Source organism: Streptomyces sp. NPDC048392 (assembly GCF_043200575.1).
GTDB lineage: Bacteria > Actinomycetota > Actinomycetes > Streptomycetales > Streptomycetaceae > Streptomyces.
The window spans coordinates 13,552-28,262 of record NZ_JBICYB010000052.1; the positions used below are offsets into that span (position 1 = coordinate 13,552).

At 72.0% G+C, this 14,711-nt stretch carries 12 protein-coding genes and 2 pseudogenes; 7 read left to right on the forward strand and 7 right to left on the reverse strand.

Features of this window, described 5'->3' with window-relative positions; genetic code table 11:
• Window positions 1-176: 176 nt before the first annotated feature.
• Together ACGFYH_RS34465 and ACGFYH_RS34470 are read right to left on the reverse strand one after the other, a co-directional pair.
• Window positions 177-413: pseudogene (locus ACGFYH_RS34465) on the reverse strand (MBL fold metallo-hydrolase); the annotation flags it as partial.
• A 713-nt stretch (window positions 414-1,126) separates the two neighbouring features.
• Window positions 1,127-2,005: pseudogene (locus tag ACGFYH_RS34470) on the reverse strand (helix-turn-helix domain-containing protein).
• Window positions 2,006-2,173: 168 nt separating this feature from the next.
• Here ACGFYH_RS34470 and ACGFYH_RS34475 point away from each other — a divergent pair.
• Complete coding sequence (locus tag ACGFYH_RS34475) at window positions 2,174-3,214, forward strand: NAD(P)-dependent alcohol dehydrogenase (RefSeq protein ID WP_393807104.1); 1,041 nt, start codon at window positions 2,174-2,176, stop codon at window positions 3,212-3,214.
• A 426-nt stretch (window positions 3,215-3,640) separates the two neighbouring features.
• On the opposite strand, the gene ACGFYH_RS34480 is transcribed toward ACGFYH_RS34475, so the two are convergent.
• Window positions 3,641-4,675 (reverse strand): aldo/keto reductase, encoded by a 1,035-nt coding sequence (locus ACGFYH_RS34480; RefSeq protein WP_393807105.1) that lies wholly within the window; start codon window positions 4,673-4,675, stop codon window positions 3,641-3,643.
• A 176-nt stretch (window positions 4,676-4,851) separates the two neighbouring features.
• Here ACGFYH_RS34480 and ACGFYH_RS34485 point away from each other — a divergent pair, with 176 nt between their 5' ends.
• Together ACGFYH_RS34485 and msrA are read left to right on the forward strand one after the other, a co-directional pair.
• Window positions 4,852-5,445: a TetR/AcrR family transcriptional regulator gene (locus ACGFYH_RS34485; protein WP_393807106.1), complete on the forward strand. Its 594-nt coding sequence runs from the start codon at window positions 4,852-4,854 to the stop codon at window positions 5,443-5,445.
• Window positions 5,446-6,546: 1,101 nt separating this feature from the next.
• On the forward strand, window positions 6,547-7,059 hold the full coding sequence (gene msrA, locus ACGFYH_RS34490) for a peptide-methionine (S)-S-oxide reductase MsrA (protein WP_393807107.1): 513 nt from the start codon (window positions 6,547-6,549) through the stop codon (window positions 7,057-7,059).
• A 75-nt stretch (window positions 7,060-7,134) separates the two neighbouring features.
• Here the strand turns inward: msrA and ACGFYH_RS34495 are convergent, their stop codons facing one another.
• A complete protein-coding gene (locus ACGFYH_RS34495) occupies window positions 7,135-8,253 on the reverse strand; it encodes a hypothetical protein (RefSeq protein ID WP_393807108.1) in 1,119 nt (372 codons plus the stop codon).
• A gap of 96 nt (window positions 8,254-8,349) precedes the next feature.
• On the opposite strand from ACGFYH_RS34495, the gene ACGFYH_RS34500 reads away from it, so the two are divergent.
• Window positions 8,350-9,504, forward strand: a complete 1,155-nt coding sequence (locus tag ACGFYH_RS34500; protein ID WP_393807109.1) for a cystathionine gamma-synthase — start codon at window positions 8,350-8,352, stop codon at window positions 9,502-9,504.
• 11 nt (window positions 9,505-9,515) lie between these two features.
• Here the strand turns inward: ACGFYH_RS34500 and ACGFYH_RS34505 are convergent, their stop codons facing one another.
• From ACGFYH_RS34505 to ACGFYH_RS34515, 3 genes are all read right to left on the reverse strand, one after another.
• Complete coding sequence (locus tag ACGFYH_RS34505; protein ID WP_393807115.1) at window positions 9,516-9,773, reverse strand: hypothetical protein; 258 nt, start codon at window positions 9,771-9,773, stop codon at window positions 9,516-9,518.
• A gap of 166 nt (window positions 9,774-9,939) precedes the next feature.
• Window positions 9,940-10,440 (reverse strand): sigma factor-like helix-turn-helix DNA-binding protein, encoded by a 501-nt coding sequence (locus tag ACGFYH_RS34510; RefSeq protein ID WP_393807110.1) that lies wholly within the window; start codon window positions 10,438-10,440, stop codon window positions 9,940-9,942.
• A 133-nt stretch (window positions 10,441-10,573) separates the two neighbouring features.
• Entirely contained in the window at window positions 10,574-11,080 is a 507-nt protein-coding gene (locus tag ACGFYH_RS34515; protein ID WP_393807116.1) for a MarR family winged helix-turn-helix transcriptional regulator, read from the reverse strand.
• 162 nt (window positions 11,081-11,242) lie between these two features.
• Here ACGFYH_RS34515 and ilvA point away from each other — a divergent pair, with 162 nt between their 5' ends.
• The 3 genes from ilvA to ACGFYH_RS34530 all read left to right on the forward strand — a co-directional run bounded on the left by ilvA (window position 11,243) and on the right by ACGFYH_RS34530 (window position 14,553).
• Entirely contained in the window at window positions 11,243-12,472 is a 1,230-nt protein-coding gene (gene ilvA, locus ACGFYH_RS34520; RefSeq protein WP_393807111.1) for a threonine ammonia-lyase, read from the forward strand.
• Between the two features lie 201 nt (window positions 12,473-12,673).
• A complete protein-coding gene (locus ACGFYH_RS34525; protein ID WP_393807112.1) occupies window positions 12,674-13,699 on the forward strand; it encodes an ATP-binding cassette domain-containing protein in 1,026 nt (341 codons plus the stop codon).
• Window positions 13,696-14,553, forward strand: a complete 858-nt coding sequence (locus tag ACGFYH_RS34530; RefSeq protein WP_393807113.1) for an ABC transporter permease — start codon at window positions 13,696-13,698, stop codon at window positions 14,551-14,553. The genes ACGFYH_RS34525 and ACGFYH_RS34530 overlap by 4 nt, the downstream gene beginning before the upstream one ends.
• The last annotated feature ends 158 nt before the right edge of the window (window positions 14,554-14,711 follow it).

Genomic DNA, 14,711 nt, shown 5'->3' on the forward strand with positions numbered 1-14,711 from the left:
GGCGCTGTCTCATGTCCGGCGTAGGGACACTTCGGCGTCTCGGGCCACCGCGTCCGGCACCTCTGTGGGCGATGCGCGACCCCGAGAAGCTGCGCTCCCGGGCGATGGATCCGCTGCTTGACCCGGCCGCGCGATCCGGCCGTGCGACCCGGGAGCGGCCGGGCGGACGCCTCCGGTCAGGAGGCCAGGTCCAGCCATTCCCCGACCGTCAGTATGTGCGCGCGCCGCCCGGCGTGCGTGCGGAACTCGGCCTCCGGGTCGGAGACCTCGACATAGCCCGCGATCTTGTCCGGCTGCTCCGGCGCGTAGTGGATCGGCACCGCGCACCGGGCGTCGAGGATCTCCGCCACCGCGGCGGCCTGCCGCGGGTCCAGCGCGGCGGGCAGCGGACTCGGCGGCTGCAGGTGCGGCCGGACCAGTCCTGACCCTCACCGGCCGCTCCGGAGTGCTGGGACGGCGGGTTCCTGAACGTCACCCGGTGGCGGCTCTCCCGCGAGCTCGTACCCGACCGTCTTGCGGTCCGCGCGCTGCTCCGCGCCCCACCGCGGCGGCAGCGTGTCGGGGAGGACGAGGCGGCGCCCGGACTCGTCGGTGACACCGGCCGGCCGGGCGGGCGAGGAGGGGCAGGGGTGCGTGGGTCGGGGTCGGTGGCCCCGATGCGGACGTGGCCGGTGGGCAGGCCGACGACTCGTACCGTCACGGAGGTGCCCTCGCCGACGTGGTCGACGACGTTTGTCAGCAGATCGCTCGCGCAGGGAGCGGACGTCGCAGGCGTGGTGGCGGGGGAGGCGGCGCACCTCCGGTGCGGCCTTCGGCGTGGCGAGCAGGATCGGTTCCCAGGTCGTCACGGCACCGCCGTACGCAGGGCCGAGGTGAGCGTACGGGCTGTGGTGGCGGTGCGGTGATGGCCCGGTCCTCCTTCTCACCGCACGTGCCTGGGTGCCCCTCGTTCGTCGCGGCGCTGAGCCGGGGCCCGTGCACGTGACGGCCGGGGCGACGGAGGGCTTGCGGAAAAGCGTGAACACTTACACGATTTTTGTCATCGAGCCGCTCATTCGAGCACCCAAATGACACTTCCCCCGTTTTGTTCTCGTTTTTTCGGAAGCCCATGCGCCCCCGGCCACGCTCACGTCGGTAGTGAAGCCGCCGCGTCCGTCCCCCAGCTCGCCAGCAGCCGCAGCGCCTCCGCCGACGGTGAGCCGGGCTCCGCGTGCTACGTGACGAAGGCCTGCTCGTCGTCGTCGACCAGGCGGAACGTCTCGAAGGACAGGGTCAGGTCACCGACCAGCGGGTGCCGCATCCGCTTCACGCCGTAGCTCTTCTCCTTGACGTCGTGCGTGGCCCACAGCCGCCGGAACTCCTCGCTCTTCACGGACAGCTCGCCCACCAACGCGGACAGCCGCGGGTCGTCCGGATGCCGCCCCGCGTCCATGCGCAGGAAGCTGACCATGTCGTACGCCTTCTGGTCCCAGTCGATGAACAGCTCGCGGTAGTCCGGGTTCAGGAAGACCAGTCGCGCCCAGTTCCGCTCGGCGGCCGGCAGCCTGCCCCAGTCGCCGAAGAGGGCCGCGGCCATCCGGTTCCAGGCGAGGATCTCGGAGCGGCGGCCGGTCACGTACGCGGGCACGGTGTCGATCGACTCCAGCAACTGGAGCAGCGCCACCCGCACCGGCCGCTGCTGGGACCGCCCCGCGGACGCCCGCCTGCGCTGCTGCCTCGGCTTCGCCAGGTGCGTCAGGTGCGCCTGCTCCGCGTCCGTCAGCCGCAGCGCCCGCGCGATCGCGTCCAGCACCTCCGCCGACACGTTCTGCCCGTTGCCCTGCTCAAGACGTGTGTAGTACGCCACCGACACCCCGGCCAGCTGTGCCAGCTCCTCGCGCCGCAGCCCGGGCACCCGGCGGCGCCGCCCGAACGACGGCAGTCCCACGTCCTCCGGCTTCAGCCTGGCCCGCCGGGTGCGCAGGAACTCGCTCAGCTCGGCGCGCCGGTCCAGCTGTCCATCCATGGTTCCAGTATTGCCGGACGTATTCCCGGTCGTACGCACACGAGCCTGTCCCCGTCAGTGGTACGCACGCCGGACGTACGCAAAACCGTGGTCTGGGTGCTTTCGCACGCCGGGGGCAGGGTGGAGGTATCACCCAGCCAATGCCAAGAGAATCCCGGAGAACCCGGCATGACCACTGTCGCCGCGTACGCAGCACCCGCCGCCAAGGCTCCGCTGGAGCGCACCACCATCGAGCGGCGTGAGGTACGTGAACACGACGTCCTGATCGACATCAAGTTCGCCGGCATCTGCCACTCCGACATCCACCAGGCCCGTGAGGGCTGGGGCGAGGCCATCTTCCCGATGGTCCCGGGGCACGAGATCGCCGGTGTGGTCGAGGCCGTCGGATCCGGCGTCACCAAGTTCAAGGTCGGCGACCGCGTCGGTGTCGGCTGCCTCGTCGACTCCTGCCGCGAGTGCGAGAACTGCAAGGCCGGTATGGAGCAGCACTGCCTCAAGGGCAGCGTCGGCACCTACAACGCCGTCGGTTACGACGGTGAGCCCACCTACGGCGGCTACGCGCGGAAGGTCGTCGTCGACGAGGCCTTCACCCTCCGTATCCCCGACGGGCTGTCGCTCGACGTGGCCGCGCCGCTGCTGTGCGCGGGCATCACCACGTACTCGCCGCTCAAGCACTGGGGCACCGCTCCCGGCAAGAAGGTCGCCGTGATCGGCCTGGGCGGTCTCGGCCACATGGGCGTCAAGATCGCGCACGCGATGGGTGCCGAGGTCACCGTGCTCTCGCAGTCCCTGCGCAAGAAGGACGACGGGCTGAAGATGGGCGCGGAGCACTACTACGCGACCAGCGACGAGCAGACCTTCCAGGACCTGGCGGGCACCTTCGACGTGATCCTCTCCACGGTCTCCGCGCCGCTGGACTTCGGCTCCTACCTCGGCCTGCTCAAGACCGGCGGCGCCCTCGTGAACGTCGGCGCCCCAGAGGAGCCGATCGCCCTGAACCTGTTCTCGCTCATCGGCGGCAACAAGACCCTCGCCGGGTCCATGATCGGCGGTATCGCCGAGACCCAGGAGATGCTGGACTTCTGCGCGGAGCACGGCATCGGCGCCGAGATCGAGCTGATCGCCGCGTCCGAGGTCAACGAGGCCTACGAGCGGGTCCTGGCCAGCGACGTGTGGTACCGCTTCGTGATCGACACCGCGACGATCTGATCTCCCGGGGGGAGATTCTCCGGATTCTTCCCTCCTCCCCGTCACACGGCCGCCCCGCCCCGGGTCGCACCGCCACGGACAGCACGCGGCGGACGTCCGGGCGGGGCGGACCCACGCCCGCTCCCCGGACGCGTATTCCCGGACAAGCGAGGCGCGCGTTGCGTTCCGGTCAGAACCCCACCCCCGGAAGAGGCGCTGGCGGGCCGGCTGACGTGGGCGGAGTTCCTGCCGGAGAGGGTGGGTGACCTTACGGGTTGTCCCGGCCCTTCTGACCACCGCGGCTTCGTCCGCGTCGACCGGAACGAGGCGCTGGAGATCGCCGCCCAGGTGCACACCATCGCCGAGTACGGCCCCGACCGCGTCGTCGGCGTGTACGGCCTCGGCGGGCACGGCGAGGTGAGGGCGGCAGGCCGGGACACCGACCGCTCAGCGGGCCGCCGGGCGGCGGCGTCGCAACGACGGGTCGAGCAGGGCGGGCGTGGCGTCGGACTTCTCGTGCGCGGCCAGGTCCGTACCGGGTGCGACGACGGCGTCGATCGCGTCGAGGACGTCGTCGGAGAGCACGGTGTCGGCGGCGGCGAGCTGAGCGTGCAGGTGGTCCACCGTCCGGGGGCCGACGAGCGCGCCGGTCACGGCGGGGTGCGCGGTCACGAAGCCGAGCGCCAGCTGGATCAGGGTCAGCCCCGCCTCGTCGGCCACCGCGGCCAGCTTCTCGACGGCGTCGAGCCTGGCCCGGTTGGCGGGCAGTGAGGTGTCGAAGCGCTCGGGCAGGATCGCCGACCGGTGCGTGGCGACCTCCCGCCCCGCACGCACCGCCCCCGACAGCCACCCCGACGCCAGTGGGCTCCACACCAGCACGCCGAGCCCGTACCGCTCGGTCACGGGCAGGACGTGGCTCTCGATCCCGCGCTGGAGGAGGGAGTAGCTGGGCTGCTCGGTGACGTACCGGCTCAGGCGGTGTTCGCGGGCGGCCCACTGGGCCTCGACGATGCGGTAGGCGGGGAAGGTCGAGGAGCCGAAGTAGCGGATCTTCCCCGCGCGCTGCAGGTCGGTGAGCGCGGACAGCGTCTCCTCGTCGCTCGTTTTCGGGTCCCACCGGTGGATCTGATAGAGATCGACGTGGTCGACCCCGAGGCGGCGCAGGCTGTTGTCCAGCTCGGTGACCAGCCAGCGGCGCGAGGAGCCCTGGTGGTTGGGCTCGTCGCTCATCGGCATGTTCGCCTTGGTGGCCAGTACGACGTCGTCGCGGCGTCCGGCGATGGCCTTGCCGACCAGCTCCTCCGACTCGCCGCCGCCGTACCAGTCGGCGGTGTCGATGAGGTTGATCCCGCCCTCCAGGGCGGCGTCGACGATGGCGGTGGCCTCGTCCTGGGTGGTGCGCCCGATGCTGCCGAAGTTCATGGCGCCGAGCGCGAGCGAGCTGACCTGCACACCGGTGCGGCCCAAGGTGCGGTACTGCATGACGCGTTCCTCCATCAGGGGTGGGTTGCGGGCAATCGAGGCATGGCTTGGTGGCGGGCTCGACGCTCTGGCATCATGGAAGGCCAAGCGGAACCGCGTCCCGTTTACTTGGCCAACGATACGGAACGCTGTCCCGTTTATCAACCGCGCTCGGCGGCGACGAAGGGAACGGCACGGTGAAGGACGGCGAAGAGGCGACCGGACAGGCGGGGTCCCGGCCCAAGCGGGCGGACGCCCGGCGCAACGAGAAGACCCTGCTCGACGCCGCCGCCGCGGTCTTCGTCCGGTCCGGCGTCGAGGCCCCCGTGCGCGACATCGCGGCCGAGGCCGGCGTCGGAACGGCCACCATCTACCGCCACTTCCCGACCCGGGCGGACCTCATCATCGGTGTCTACCGGCATCAGGTGGAGGCCTGCGCCGAGGCCGGCCCCGCCCTGCTGGCGACCAGCCCGACCCCGTACGCCGCCCTGGCCGGCTGGATCGACCGGTTCGTCGACTTCCTGGTCACCAAGCACGGCCTCGCCGCGGTCCTCCAGTCCGACAACGCCGGCTTCGAGGCCCTCCACGCCTACTTCCTCGACCGGCTCGTCCCCGTGTGCACCGACCTCCTGGCCGCCGCGACCGCCTCCGGCGAGATCCGCACCGACGTACAGGCCATCGCCCTCATGCGCGGCGTCGGCAACCTCTGCATCGGCGCGGAGACCGACCCGCGTTACGACGCGCGTCAGCTGGTGGGGGTGCTGATCGCGGGGTTGCGCGGGCCGATCTGACGACAACCTCTCGGCGAGAGGTGCCGAGTGGATGTGAGCGGCAGCGATTGCTGGAGAGAACCGTCCCGCTGCGACTGGTTGTGAGGACGACCGGAGTGCCGGGGGGAGGGGTGGCAACCCATGTGTCGCACCACTGGTCACGTCGGAGTCCGGGCCGAGATGCAGCGCCAGCTGGAGGCCGACACCCGGCAGCGCAGACGGGAGGCCCAGCAGGCGCGGGCCTGTGAGCGGCGAGCCGCCCGGAGCCGCCGTGCGTACCAGCAGGCGGAGGCGGTCCGTCGTACGGCGGAACCGGCCGCACGGGTCGTGGCGCTCCAGAGGCTGCCGGCCTCGGGATATCAGGCTCCGGCCTCCCGCTCATCCTCCCTCATACGTCCCGAAGAGGTTCAGCCTTTCGCACCGGGACCGCTCGCCTGTCCCGTGACCACGCCCGACCCCGGGCGCTCCCAGGTGCAAGGCGGCTGGACAGCGGGGCGCCGGGCGCAGGCCCGGGAGGAAGCGAGCGGGCGGTTTCGAACGGGACTGGCAGGCGGCCCAGGCCGCGGAGACCCAGGGCCGGGACCGACTCGCTTCGTACGAGAGGCGGCCGACCAGTACAAGGACAGTCCCCTGTTGTTCGCCGCCGACGAGTCCGGTGCGCTGGAGTCGGTGGCCCTGAACGGGTATGCCGGTGGACACGACCCACGACGGGCAGGCGGGGCCACGGCCCCGCGAGACGACCATGACCAGGTCGTGGCCGCTGTCGGGACGGGATGCGAAGCCGATGCCGAGGAGTCCGCCGACCGGGACGCCGTACGCGTACTCGAAGACGGGCCGCCATGGGGCAGGCGCGGGAACGGCAGGGGCGTCGAGCAAGCGGTCTCGCGGCGCCCGCTGGTAAGCGGAGAGCACCGGCTCACTGATGTACGAGTCCCCCGATGGCTGGGCCACGCCGCGACTGTGGCGGGGCGCGGTCGCCCGGTGTGGAGGGCCGGGCGGCCGGGTCGGGCGGGAGAGGAATCGTCGGGGGGTCTCGCGTGTTGCAAGCAGCGTGGGCTTGGGGGCCGGTCGTGTACGGGCCGGGTAGTCCGAATGATCGAGCCGAGACATTGGAGGGCCGCGATGGCTGCGCAGACGCAGAGGGCCGTGCTGGCGGGCGGATGCTTCTGGGGCATGGAGGAGCTGATCCGTCGGCTCCCGGGCGTGACCGCGACCCGGGTCGGGTACACCGGGGGTGACGTGCCGAACGCGACGTACCGCAACCACGGCACGCACGCGGAGGCCATCGAGATCCTCTTCGACCCCGAGGTGACCGACTACCGCGCGATCCTGGAGTTCTTCTTCCAGATCCACGATCCGAGCACCAAGAACCGCCAGGGCAATGACATCGGCCTCAGCTACCGCTCGGCGATCTACTACGTGGACGACGAGCAGAAGCGGGTCGCCGAGGACACGATCGCGGACGTGGACGCCTCCGGCCTGTGGCCCGGCAAGGTCGTCACCGAGGTGGAGCCGGTCGGCCCCTTCTGGGAGGCCGAGCCCGAGCACCAGGACTACCTGCAGCACTACCCGGACGGGTACACCTGTCACTTCCCGCGCCCGGGATGGCGGCTGCCCGCCCGTACCGAGGGCTGAGGGCGCGCCCGTACCGAGGGCTCAGCGCGACGCGGTCCGGCCGGGGTCCCGGCCGGACCGTTCGTGCTGAGAGCCTCAGTGCGGCAGCGTCGCCGGGCTGCCGCCGTTCGCCTCGTAACCCGCCACCGCGAGCGCGCGGTAGACCGCGAACTCCCCCGCCGGGTCAGTGGACAGGGTCCAGGGCAGGGCGCCGACGTGGCCGTCCGTGACCATCAGCTGGTTCATGGCCTCGGCCCAGCGCTCGCCGCGGACCAGGAAGAAGATCAGCAGGTGACGGACGTGTGCCTGCATGGGGTCGTCAGGGCCGGCCGAGTGGACCGCGTGCAGGGCGCCGTGGACGGCCTTGGTGACGACCTCGCTCTGGTAGAAGCCGCTGACCAGGTTGACCTCGGGCAGGTGCTCGAAGACCGCGAACAGGGGCATCGCCGCGAGGAGGGAACCCCGCGGGGCGCGGGCGGCCGCCGCCTCCGCGAAGGAGTACGCCAGTTCGCGGGAGCCGTGCCACTTCTCGCACCAGTACTGCAGGGCGGCCAGGTGCGCGCCCATGTGGTGGGGGGCGCGGTCCAGGATCTTGAGCCAGAGCTGTTCGAACTCCTCGCGCGCATAGCCGAGGCCGCGGGCCACCGACAGCTCGACGATGCAGGGGACCGGGTCGCCGGGGGCTAGCAGCGCCGCCTCCGAGCAGGCCGTCCTCGCCTCCTCCATGATGATCCGGAAGTCGTCCGAGCCCGGCGTCGCGGTCCGCCACGCCTGCTGCACCAGGAACTCGGCGTGCACCGCCGCGCCGCCCGCGTCCTTGGGCGCCTCGGCCCGCCACACCCGCAGCCACTGCCCGCCCGGCGTCTCCCCGACACCGCCGGGCCGCTGCCGCAGCTCCAGCGACGCGGCGCCCGCGAAGGCCTGCACGCGCTGCCAGCGCCGCTCGCTCCCCGCCTCCGTACCGGCGAGGAGCTGCTGCGCCCCCCGATAGTCCTGCGTGCGCTGTACCAGGTCCAGGACGTCCAGCAGGTCCTCGTCGGGACCCGGCATGCGGACGTCCAGCTCCTCCTCCCGGGCGAAGCCGTAGGTCGCGGGGTCGGCGGCGTCCGGGTGGCCGGGCGGGACCAGACCGACGGCGCCACGCCGGCGCCGCAGAACGGGGAGCAGCACGAAGCCGAGCATGACCAGCGCTATCAGGACCCAGAGAATCTCCATGTCTCAAGCGAACCAGACGCCGCCGACAATTGGCCAACCTGTCCCCCGCCCTGTGGAAAACCCGCGAAGCGTTCCGCACGGCTACCCTCGGTGCCCATGAGCGACAGGCACAGCAGTCAGCACTTCGAGACCCTCGCGATTCACGCGGGCAACACCGCCGATCCCCTGACGGGCGCGGTCGTCCCGCCGATCTATCAGGTGTCGACCTACAAGCAGGACGGCGTCGGGGGCCTGCGCGGCGGCTACGAGTACAGCCGCAGCGCGAACCCGACGCGCACGGCCCTGGAGGAGAACCTCGCCGCCCTGGAGGGCGGCCGACGCGGTCTCGCGTTCGCGTCCGGACTGGCGGCCGAGGACTGCCTGTTGCGTACGCTGCTGAGTCCCGGTGATCACGTGGTGATCCCGAACGACGCGTACGGCGGCACCTTCCGCCTCTTCGCCAAGGTCGCCACCCGGTGGGGCGTGGAGTGGTCGGTGGCGGACACGGGCGACGCCGCCGCCGTGCGGGCCGCGCTCACCCCGAAGACCAAGGCCGTGTGGGTGGAGACGCCCTCCAATCCGCTGCTCGGGATCACCGACATCGCCGCCGTCGCCCAGGTGGCCCGGGACGCCGGCGCCCGGCTCGTCGTCGACAACACCTTCGCCACGCCGTACCTCCAGCAGCCGCTGGCGCTCGGTGCGGACGTCGTCGTGCACTCGCTGACCAAGTACATGGGCGGGCACTCGGACGTGGTCGGCGGCGCGCTGGTCGTCGAGGACCAGGAACTGGGGGAGGAGCTGGCGTTCCACCAGAACGCGATGGGCGCGGTCGCCGGCCCCTTCGACTCCTGGCTGGTGCTGCGCGGCACCAAGACCCTCGCGGTGCGCATGGACCGGCACAGCGAGAACGCGACCAAGGTCGCCGACATGCTCACCCGGCACGCGCGCGTGACGAGCGTGCTGTACCCCGGGCTGCCGGAACACCCGGGGCACGAGGCCGCCGCCAAGCAGATGAAGGCGTTCGGCGGCATGGTGTCCTTCCGCGTGGAGGGCGGCGAGCAGGCCGCCGTCGAGGTGTGCAACCGCGCGAAGGTCTTCACGCTCGGCGAGTCCCTGGGCGGTGTCGAGTCGCTGATCGAGCACCCGGGCCGGATGACGCACGCCTCAGCGGCGGGCTCGGCCCTGGAGGTCCCCGCCGACCTGGTGCGCCTGTCGGTCGGCATCGAGAACGCCGACGACCTGCTGGCCGACCTCCAGCAGGCGCTGGGCTGACCACCGGGGGCTCACCAGCCATCCCAGCCGGTCACGGGTGGGGTCGTCTCCGAGGGCGGCTCCACCCACGGCTGGACCGTCAGCGCCCACACCGTGAAGGCCACGGCCGCGGCACCCAGCAGCAGCCACATCAGGCGGCGGGCGGCGGTCCTGCGCCGCAGCACGCGGCCGCCTCGGCGCACGGCCTCCGCGTAGAGCTCGGGCGGCACCCGCGGCGGCGACTGGTCCATGATCCGCCGCGCGGCGGCCTCACGCCGGGGGCGGTTCACCAGCGCCTGCCGGTGCGCCACGCAGACGTGCCGGTGCGCCACGCAGACGTGCCGGTGCGCCACGCAGACGTGCCGGTGCGCCACGCAGACGTGCCGGTGCGCCACGCGCGCGTCCCCGTCGGCGTCCCCACTGTCGTGCGGGTACTCGGACCGGTCGCCGTGGCCCTCACGGCGTCGCCGCCTCCGCCGCCACCGGGCGGGCCGGTGCGGAGGGCGGGCGCAGCAGGGCGGCCGTCGCGCGGTCACAGATCGTCCGCACCCGTTCCACGGACAGGCCCAGCAGCGCGGCCGTCTGCTCCTCGGCGACCCCCTCGTACAGCCTGAGCACCAGGATCAGGCGCTCCTGCGGGGCGAGCCCGCCCAAGGGACCGGTGAGGTGCCGGCGGGCCCGGCCGAGGGCGCCGTAGCGGTGCCAGGCCGCGCGGGCGAAACGGGTGGCCAGGTACTGGCGGGCGCGGTCGTACGGGTCCTCTCCGTGCAGCCGGTCCCAGTACGCGTACGTGTGGGCCAGGCTCAGGGCCAGCAGGCGCCGTGCGCGCGGGTTGCCGTCCGGGGGCTCGGCGGTGAGCAGGGTGGCGGCATGCAGCAGCCGCCCGGCCGCACCCGCGACGAACGCCTCGAACTCGCGGGCCCGGCGGGCACCGTGGGACGCATGCCGTTCTCGCACCGCGCCTCCCGCCCAGACGGCGACGACCCCTGAGGTCGCACACCAGACCCCTGAGCTCTCATATCAGGCCAGGGGTGGCCCGCCGGTCAAGGGTTCGGTGCGAGAACCGCTCCGGAAAGCGCATGAACGTCGTTCAGGACCCGGACGGCGCATCGGCGGCCGACACGCCGGACGGGGCCATACGGGCGGACAGCGCGCCGTTGAAGCGTGCGAGGAGCGCGCAGAAGGCCTCGCGTTCCTCCGGCGCCCAGTCGTGGGTCAGCTCGGCCATGAGCTGACGCCGGGAGGAGCGGACCTCCTCCAGCCGCGCCACGCCGCGCGGGGACAGCTGGAGGACCACCGCGCGTCCGTCCTCGGGGTGGGAGGTCCGCTTGACGAGCCCGGTGTCGACGAGCGGGGCCACCTGCCGGGTGACCGTCGAGGAGTCGATTCCCATGCTCGCGGCGAGCGCCTTCACGCCCATCGGGCCCTCTTTGTCGAGGCGGTTGAGCAGCAGGTAGGCGGCGCGGTCCATGGAGTTGCGCACCTGTCCGACCCCGCCGAGCCTGGTCTGTTCGGCGCGGCGGGCGAAGAGCGCGACCTCGTGCTGGAGCGTCTCGAGAAGACCGGTGTCACCGGCGGTCGTCATGTCCATCGACATTTCAGGTGTTGTGGGCATGGCCGGGGGCTCACTTCTTGGAGGGCTGCTGATTGGGGGACAGGGTACGCGGCCGGGCGGCGAGGCGTACCGACGCTGGGCAAAGCGGGTCTCGGAGGTTGGTCACAGCGGAACCCGGCGCCCGTGAACTGCGATGCTGGAGGTATGAGCTACAGCGCGGCTGCCCTGGTCGGACCCGTCACCCTCGACGACGTGCGCGGAGCCCAGAAGATGCTCTCGGGTGTGGCCAGGGTGACCGCGATGGAGGGCAGCAGGCATCTGTCCCAGCTGGTCGGCTCGCCGGTGCACCTCAAGTGCGAGAACCTCCAGCGGACCGGCTCGTTCAAGCTGCGCGGCGCCTACGTCCGGATCGCGGGGCTGCTGCCCGAGCAGCGGGCCGCCGGTGTGGTCGCGGCGAGCGCGGGCAACCACGCGCAGGGCGTCGCGCTGGCGTCTTCGCTGCTCGGCGTGCGGTCGACGGTGTTCATGCCGAAGGGCGCCCCGCTGCCGAAGATCAGCGCGACCCGGGACTACGGCGCCGAGGTGCGCCTGCACGGCCAGGTGGTCGACGAGACGCTGGCCGCCGCGCAGGAGCACGCGGAGCGGACCGGCGCGGTGTTCATCCACCCGTTCGACCACCCCGACGTCATCGCGGGCCAGGGCACGGTCGGGCTGGAGATCCTGGAGCAGTGCCCCGAGGTGCGGACCGTCGTGGTCGGCGTCGGCGGGGGCGGACTGGCGGCCGGGATCGCCGTCGCGGTGAAGGCGCTGCGGCCGGACGTGCGGATCGTGGGCGTGCAGGCGGAGGGCGCGGCGGCGTACCCGCCCTCGCTGGCCGCGGGGCGTCCGGTGGCCGTCGAGAATCCGGCGACGATGGCCGACGGCATCAAGGTGGGGCGGCCCGGCGACGTGCCGTTCGGGATCGTCGGCGAGCTGGTGGACGAGGTCCGCACGGTCTCCGAGGACGAGTTGTCCACCGCGCTGCTGCTGTGCCTGGAGCGGGCCAAACTGGTCGTGGAGCCGGCCGGGGCGAGTCCCGTGGCGGCGCTGCTGAGCGAGCCGGGCGCCTACGAGGGGCCGGTGGTGGCGGTCCTGTCCGGCGGGAACGTGGACCCGGTGCTGATGCAGGGCGTGCTGCGGCACGGCATGGCCGCGCAGGGCCGCTATCTGGCGGTACGGCTGCGGCTGACGGACCGGCCCGGTGCCCTGGCCACGCTTCTCGGGGTGTTGTCAGTGGTCGACGCTAACGTCCTCGATGTGAGCCACGTCCGAACCCATCCGCGGCTCGGGCTCACGGAGGCGGAGGTCGAGCTGCACCTGGAGACGAAGGGTCCCGAGCACTGCGCCGAGGTCGGCCGGGCGCTGCGGGAGGCGGGCTACACCGTCATCGCCTGAGGTTCCCGGGAGGTCCTTGAGCTTCCCGAGGTCCCCTGGTGGGCCCGGGCGGGGGCGGGCAGCCACTTCGTCACTCGTTCGAGAAACCGCATTGTGAGACGCGATACATCGCGTTATGGTGTGTCGTAAATCGCTCGCTGAGCACGGCGAAATGTACAAACCTAGGCTTTCCGAAGAATCCCCGACGACGTGGAGACTCATATGCCAGGCGCCATCTATGCCGAAGGCCTGGTGAAGACCTTCGGTGACGTAAGGGCTCTGGACGGCGTCGACCTCGACGTTCCCGAGGGCACGGTCCTGGGCCTGCTCGGGCCGAACGGCGCGGGCAAGACCACCGCCGTCCGCTGCCTCACGACCCTGCTGCGCCCCGACAGCGGCAAGGCGGTCGTCGCGGGTATCGACGTCCTCAAGCACCCCAACGAGGTACGGCGTTCCATCGGCCTCTCCGGCCAGTTCGCCGCGGTCGACGAATACCTGACCGGCCGGGAGAACCTGCACATGGTCGGCCGGCTCTACCAGATGAAGGGCAAGGCCGCGAAGGCCCGGGCCGGTGAGCTGCTCGAACAGTTCCATCTCGCGGACGCCGCGGACCGTCCCACGAAGACCTACTCGGGAGGCATGCGCCGCCGGCTCGACCTGGCGGCCGCCCTGGTCGTCTCCCCGCCCGTCATGTTCATGGACGAACCGACGACCGGCCTCGACCCCCGCAACCGGCAGGAGCTGTGGGAGGTCATCAAACAGCTGGTCGCCAGTGGTACGACCCTGCTGCTGACCACGCAGTACCTGGAGGAGGCCGACCACCTCGCGCACGACATCGCGGTCGTCGACCACGGCCGCGTCATCGCCCGCGGCACCTCCGACCAGCTCAAGGCGCGCACCGGGGGAGAGCGCGTCGAGGTCGTGGTGCACGAGCGCGACCACATGGGGACGGCCGCGCAGGTGCTGGCCGGCTTCGGAAAGGGCTCGACCACCGTCGAGGAGCACACCCGCAAGCTGACCGTCCCCGTCACCGGCGGCGCGAAGCTGCTCGCCGAGGTCATCCGCGAGCTCGACGTCCGCGGCATCGAGATCGACGACATCGGCCTGCGCCGCCCCACCCTCGACGACGTATTCCTCTCCCTCACCGGCCACGTGGCAGAGGCCGAAACAGAGGGCGAGGCCAAGGACGAGGAGACCGGCCCGGCGGACGGCGCCGGCCACGAGCAGGAGAAGGAGGCCGCCAAGTGAGCGCCGCCACCGACGCGGCGCCGGTCACGGCGCCCGCCAACCCGATCGGCCAGTCCATCCGGGATGCGCTGGTCATCGCCCGCAGAAACCTGATCCGCATGACCAGGATTCCGGAGATGGTCCTGTTCGGGGTCATCCAGCCGGTGATGTTCGTGGTCCTCTTCACCTACGTCTTCGGTGGCTCGATGAAGATCGGGAACACCACCGACGCGGACGTCTACAAGGACTTCCTGATGGCGGGGATCTTCGCGCAGACCGTCACCTTCGCCACCGCGGGATCGGCCGCCGGTATCGCCGACGACATGCAGAAGGGGCTCGTCGACCGCTTCCGCTCACTGCCCATGGCCCGCGGCGCCGTGCTGACCGGTCGCACCGTCGCCGACCTCGTGCAGACGGCCATCACGCTGCTGGTCCTCGCCATAGTCGCGCTGATCGTGGGGTGGCGCACCGGCTCCGCCGACCCGACCAACGCCGGCCGGATCCTGGCGGGCTTCGCGCTGCTGCTGCTCCTGGGGTACGCCTTCACCTGGATCGGGGCGCTGATCGGCCTCTCCGTGCGCACGCCGGAGGCGGCGACCTCGGGAGGAATCATCTGGCTGTTCCCGGTGACCTTCGTGTCGAACGCCTTCGTGGACTCCAGCCAGATGACGCCCTGGCTCCGGCACATCGCCGAGTGGAATCCGTTCAGCGCCACGGTGCAGGCCTGCCGCGAGCTGTTCGGCAACCCGGGTGTCGTGCAGTCCGACGCATGGCCCATGCAGCATCCCGTCTGGGCCTCGGTGATCTGGTCCGTCCTGATCATCGCGGTCTTCCGGACGCTGGCGGTGCGCAAGTACCGCTCGGCAGCCACCTGACGACGAGACGTGGGGGGGGGGGGCGGCCGGGGGGGGGGGGGGCGGGGGGGCGGCGCCCCCCCCCCCCCCCCCCCCCCCCCCCCCCCCCCCCCGCCCCCCCCCCCGGGGGGGGGCCCCCCCCCCCGGGGCCCCCGGGGCCCCCCCCCCCAACGCCCCCC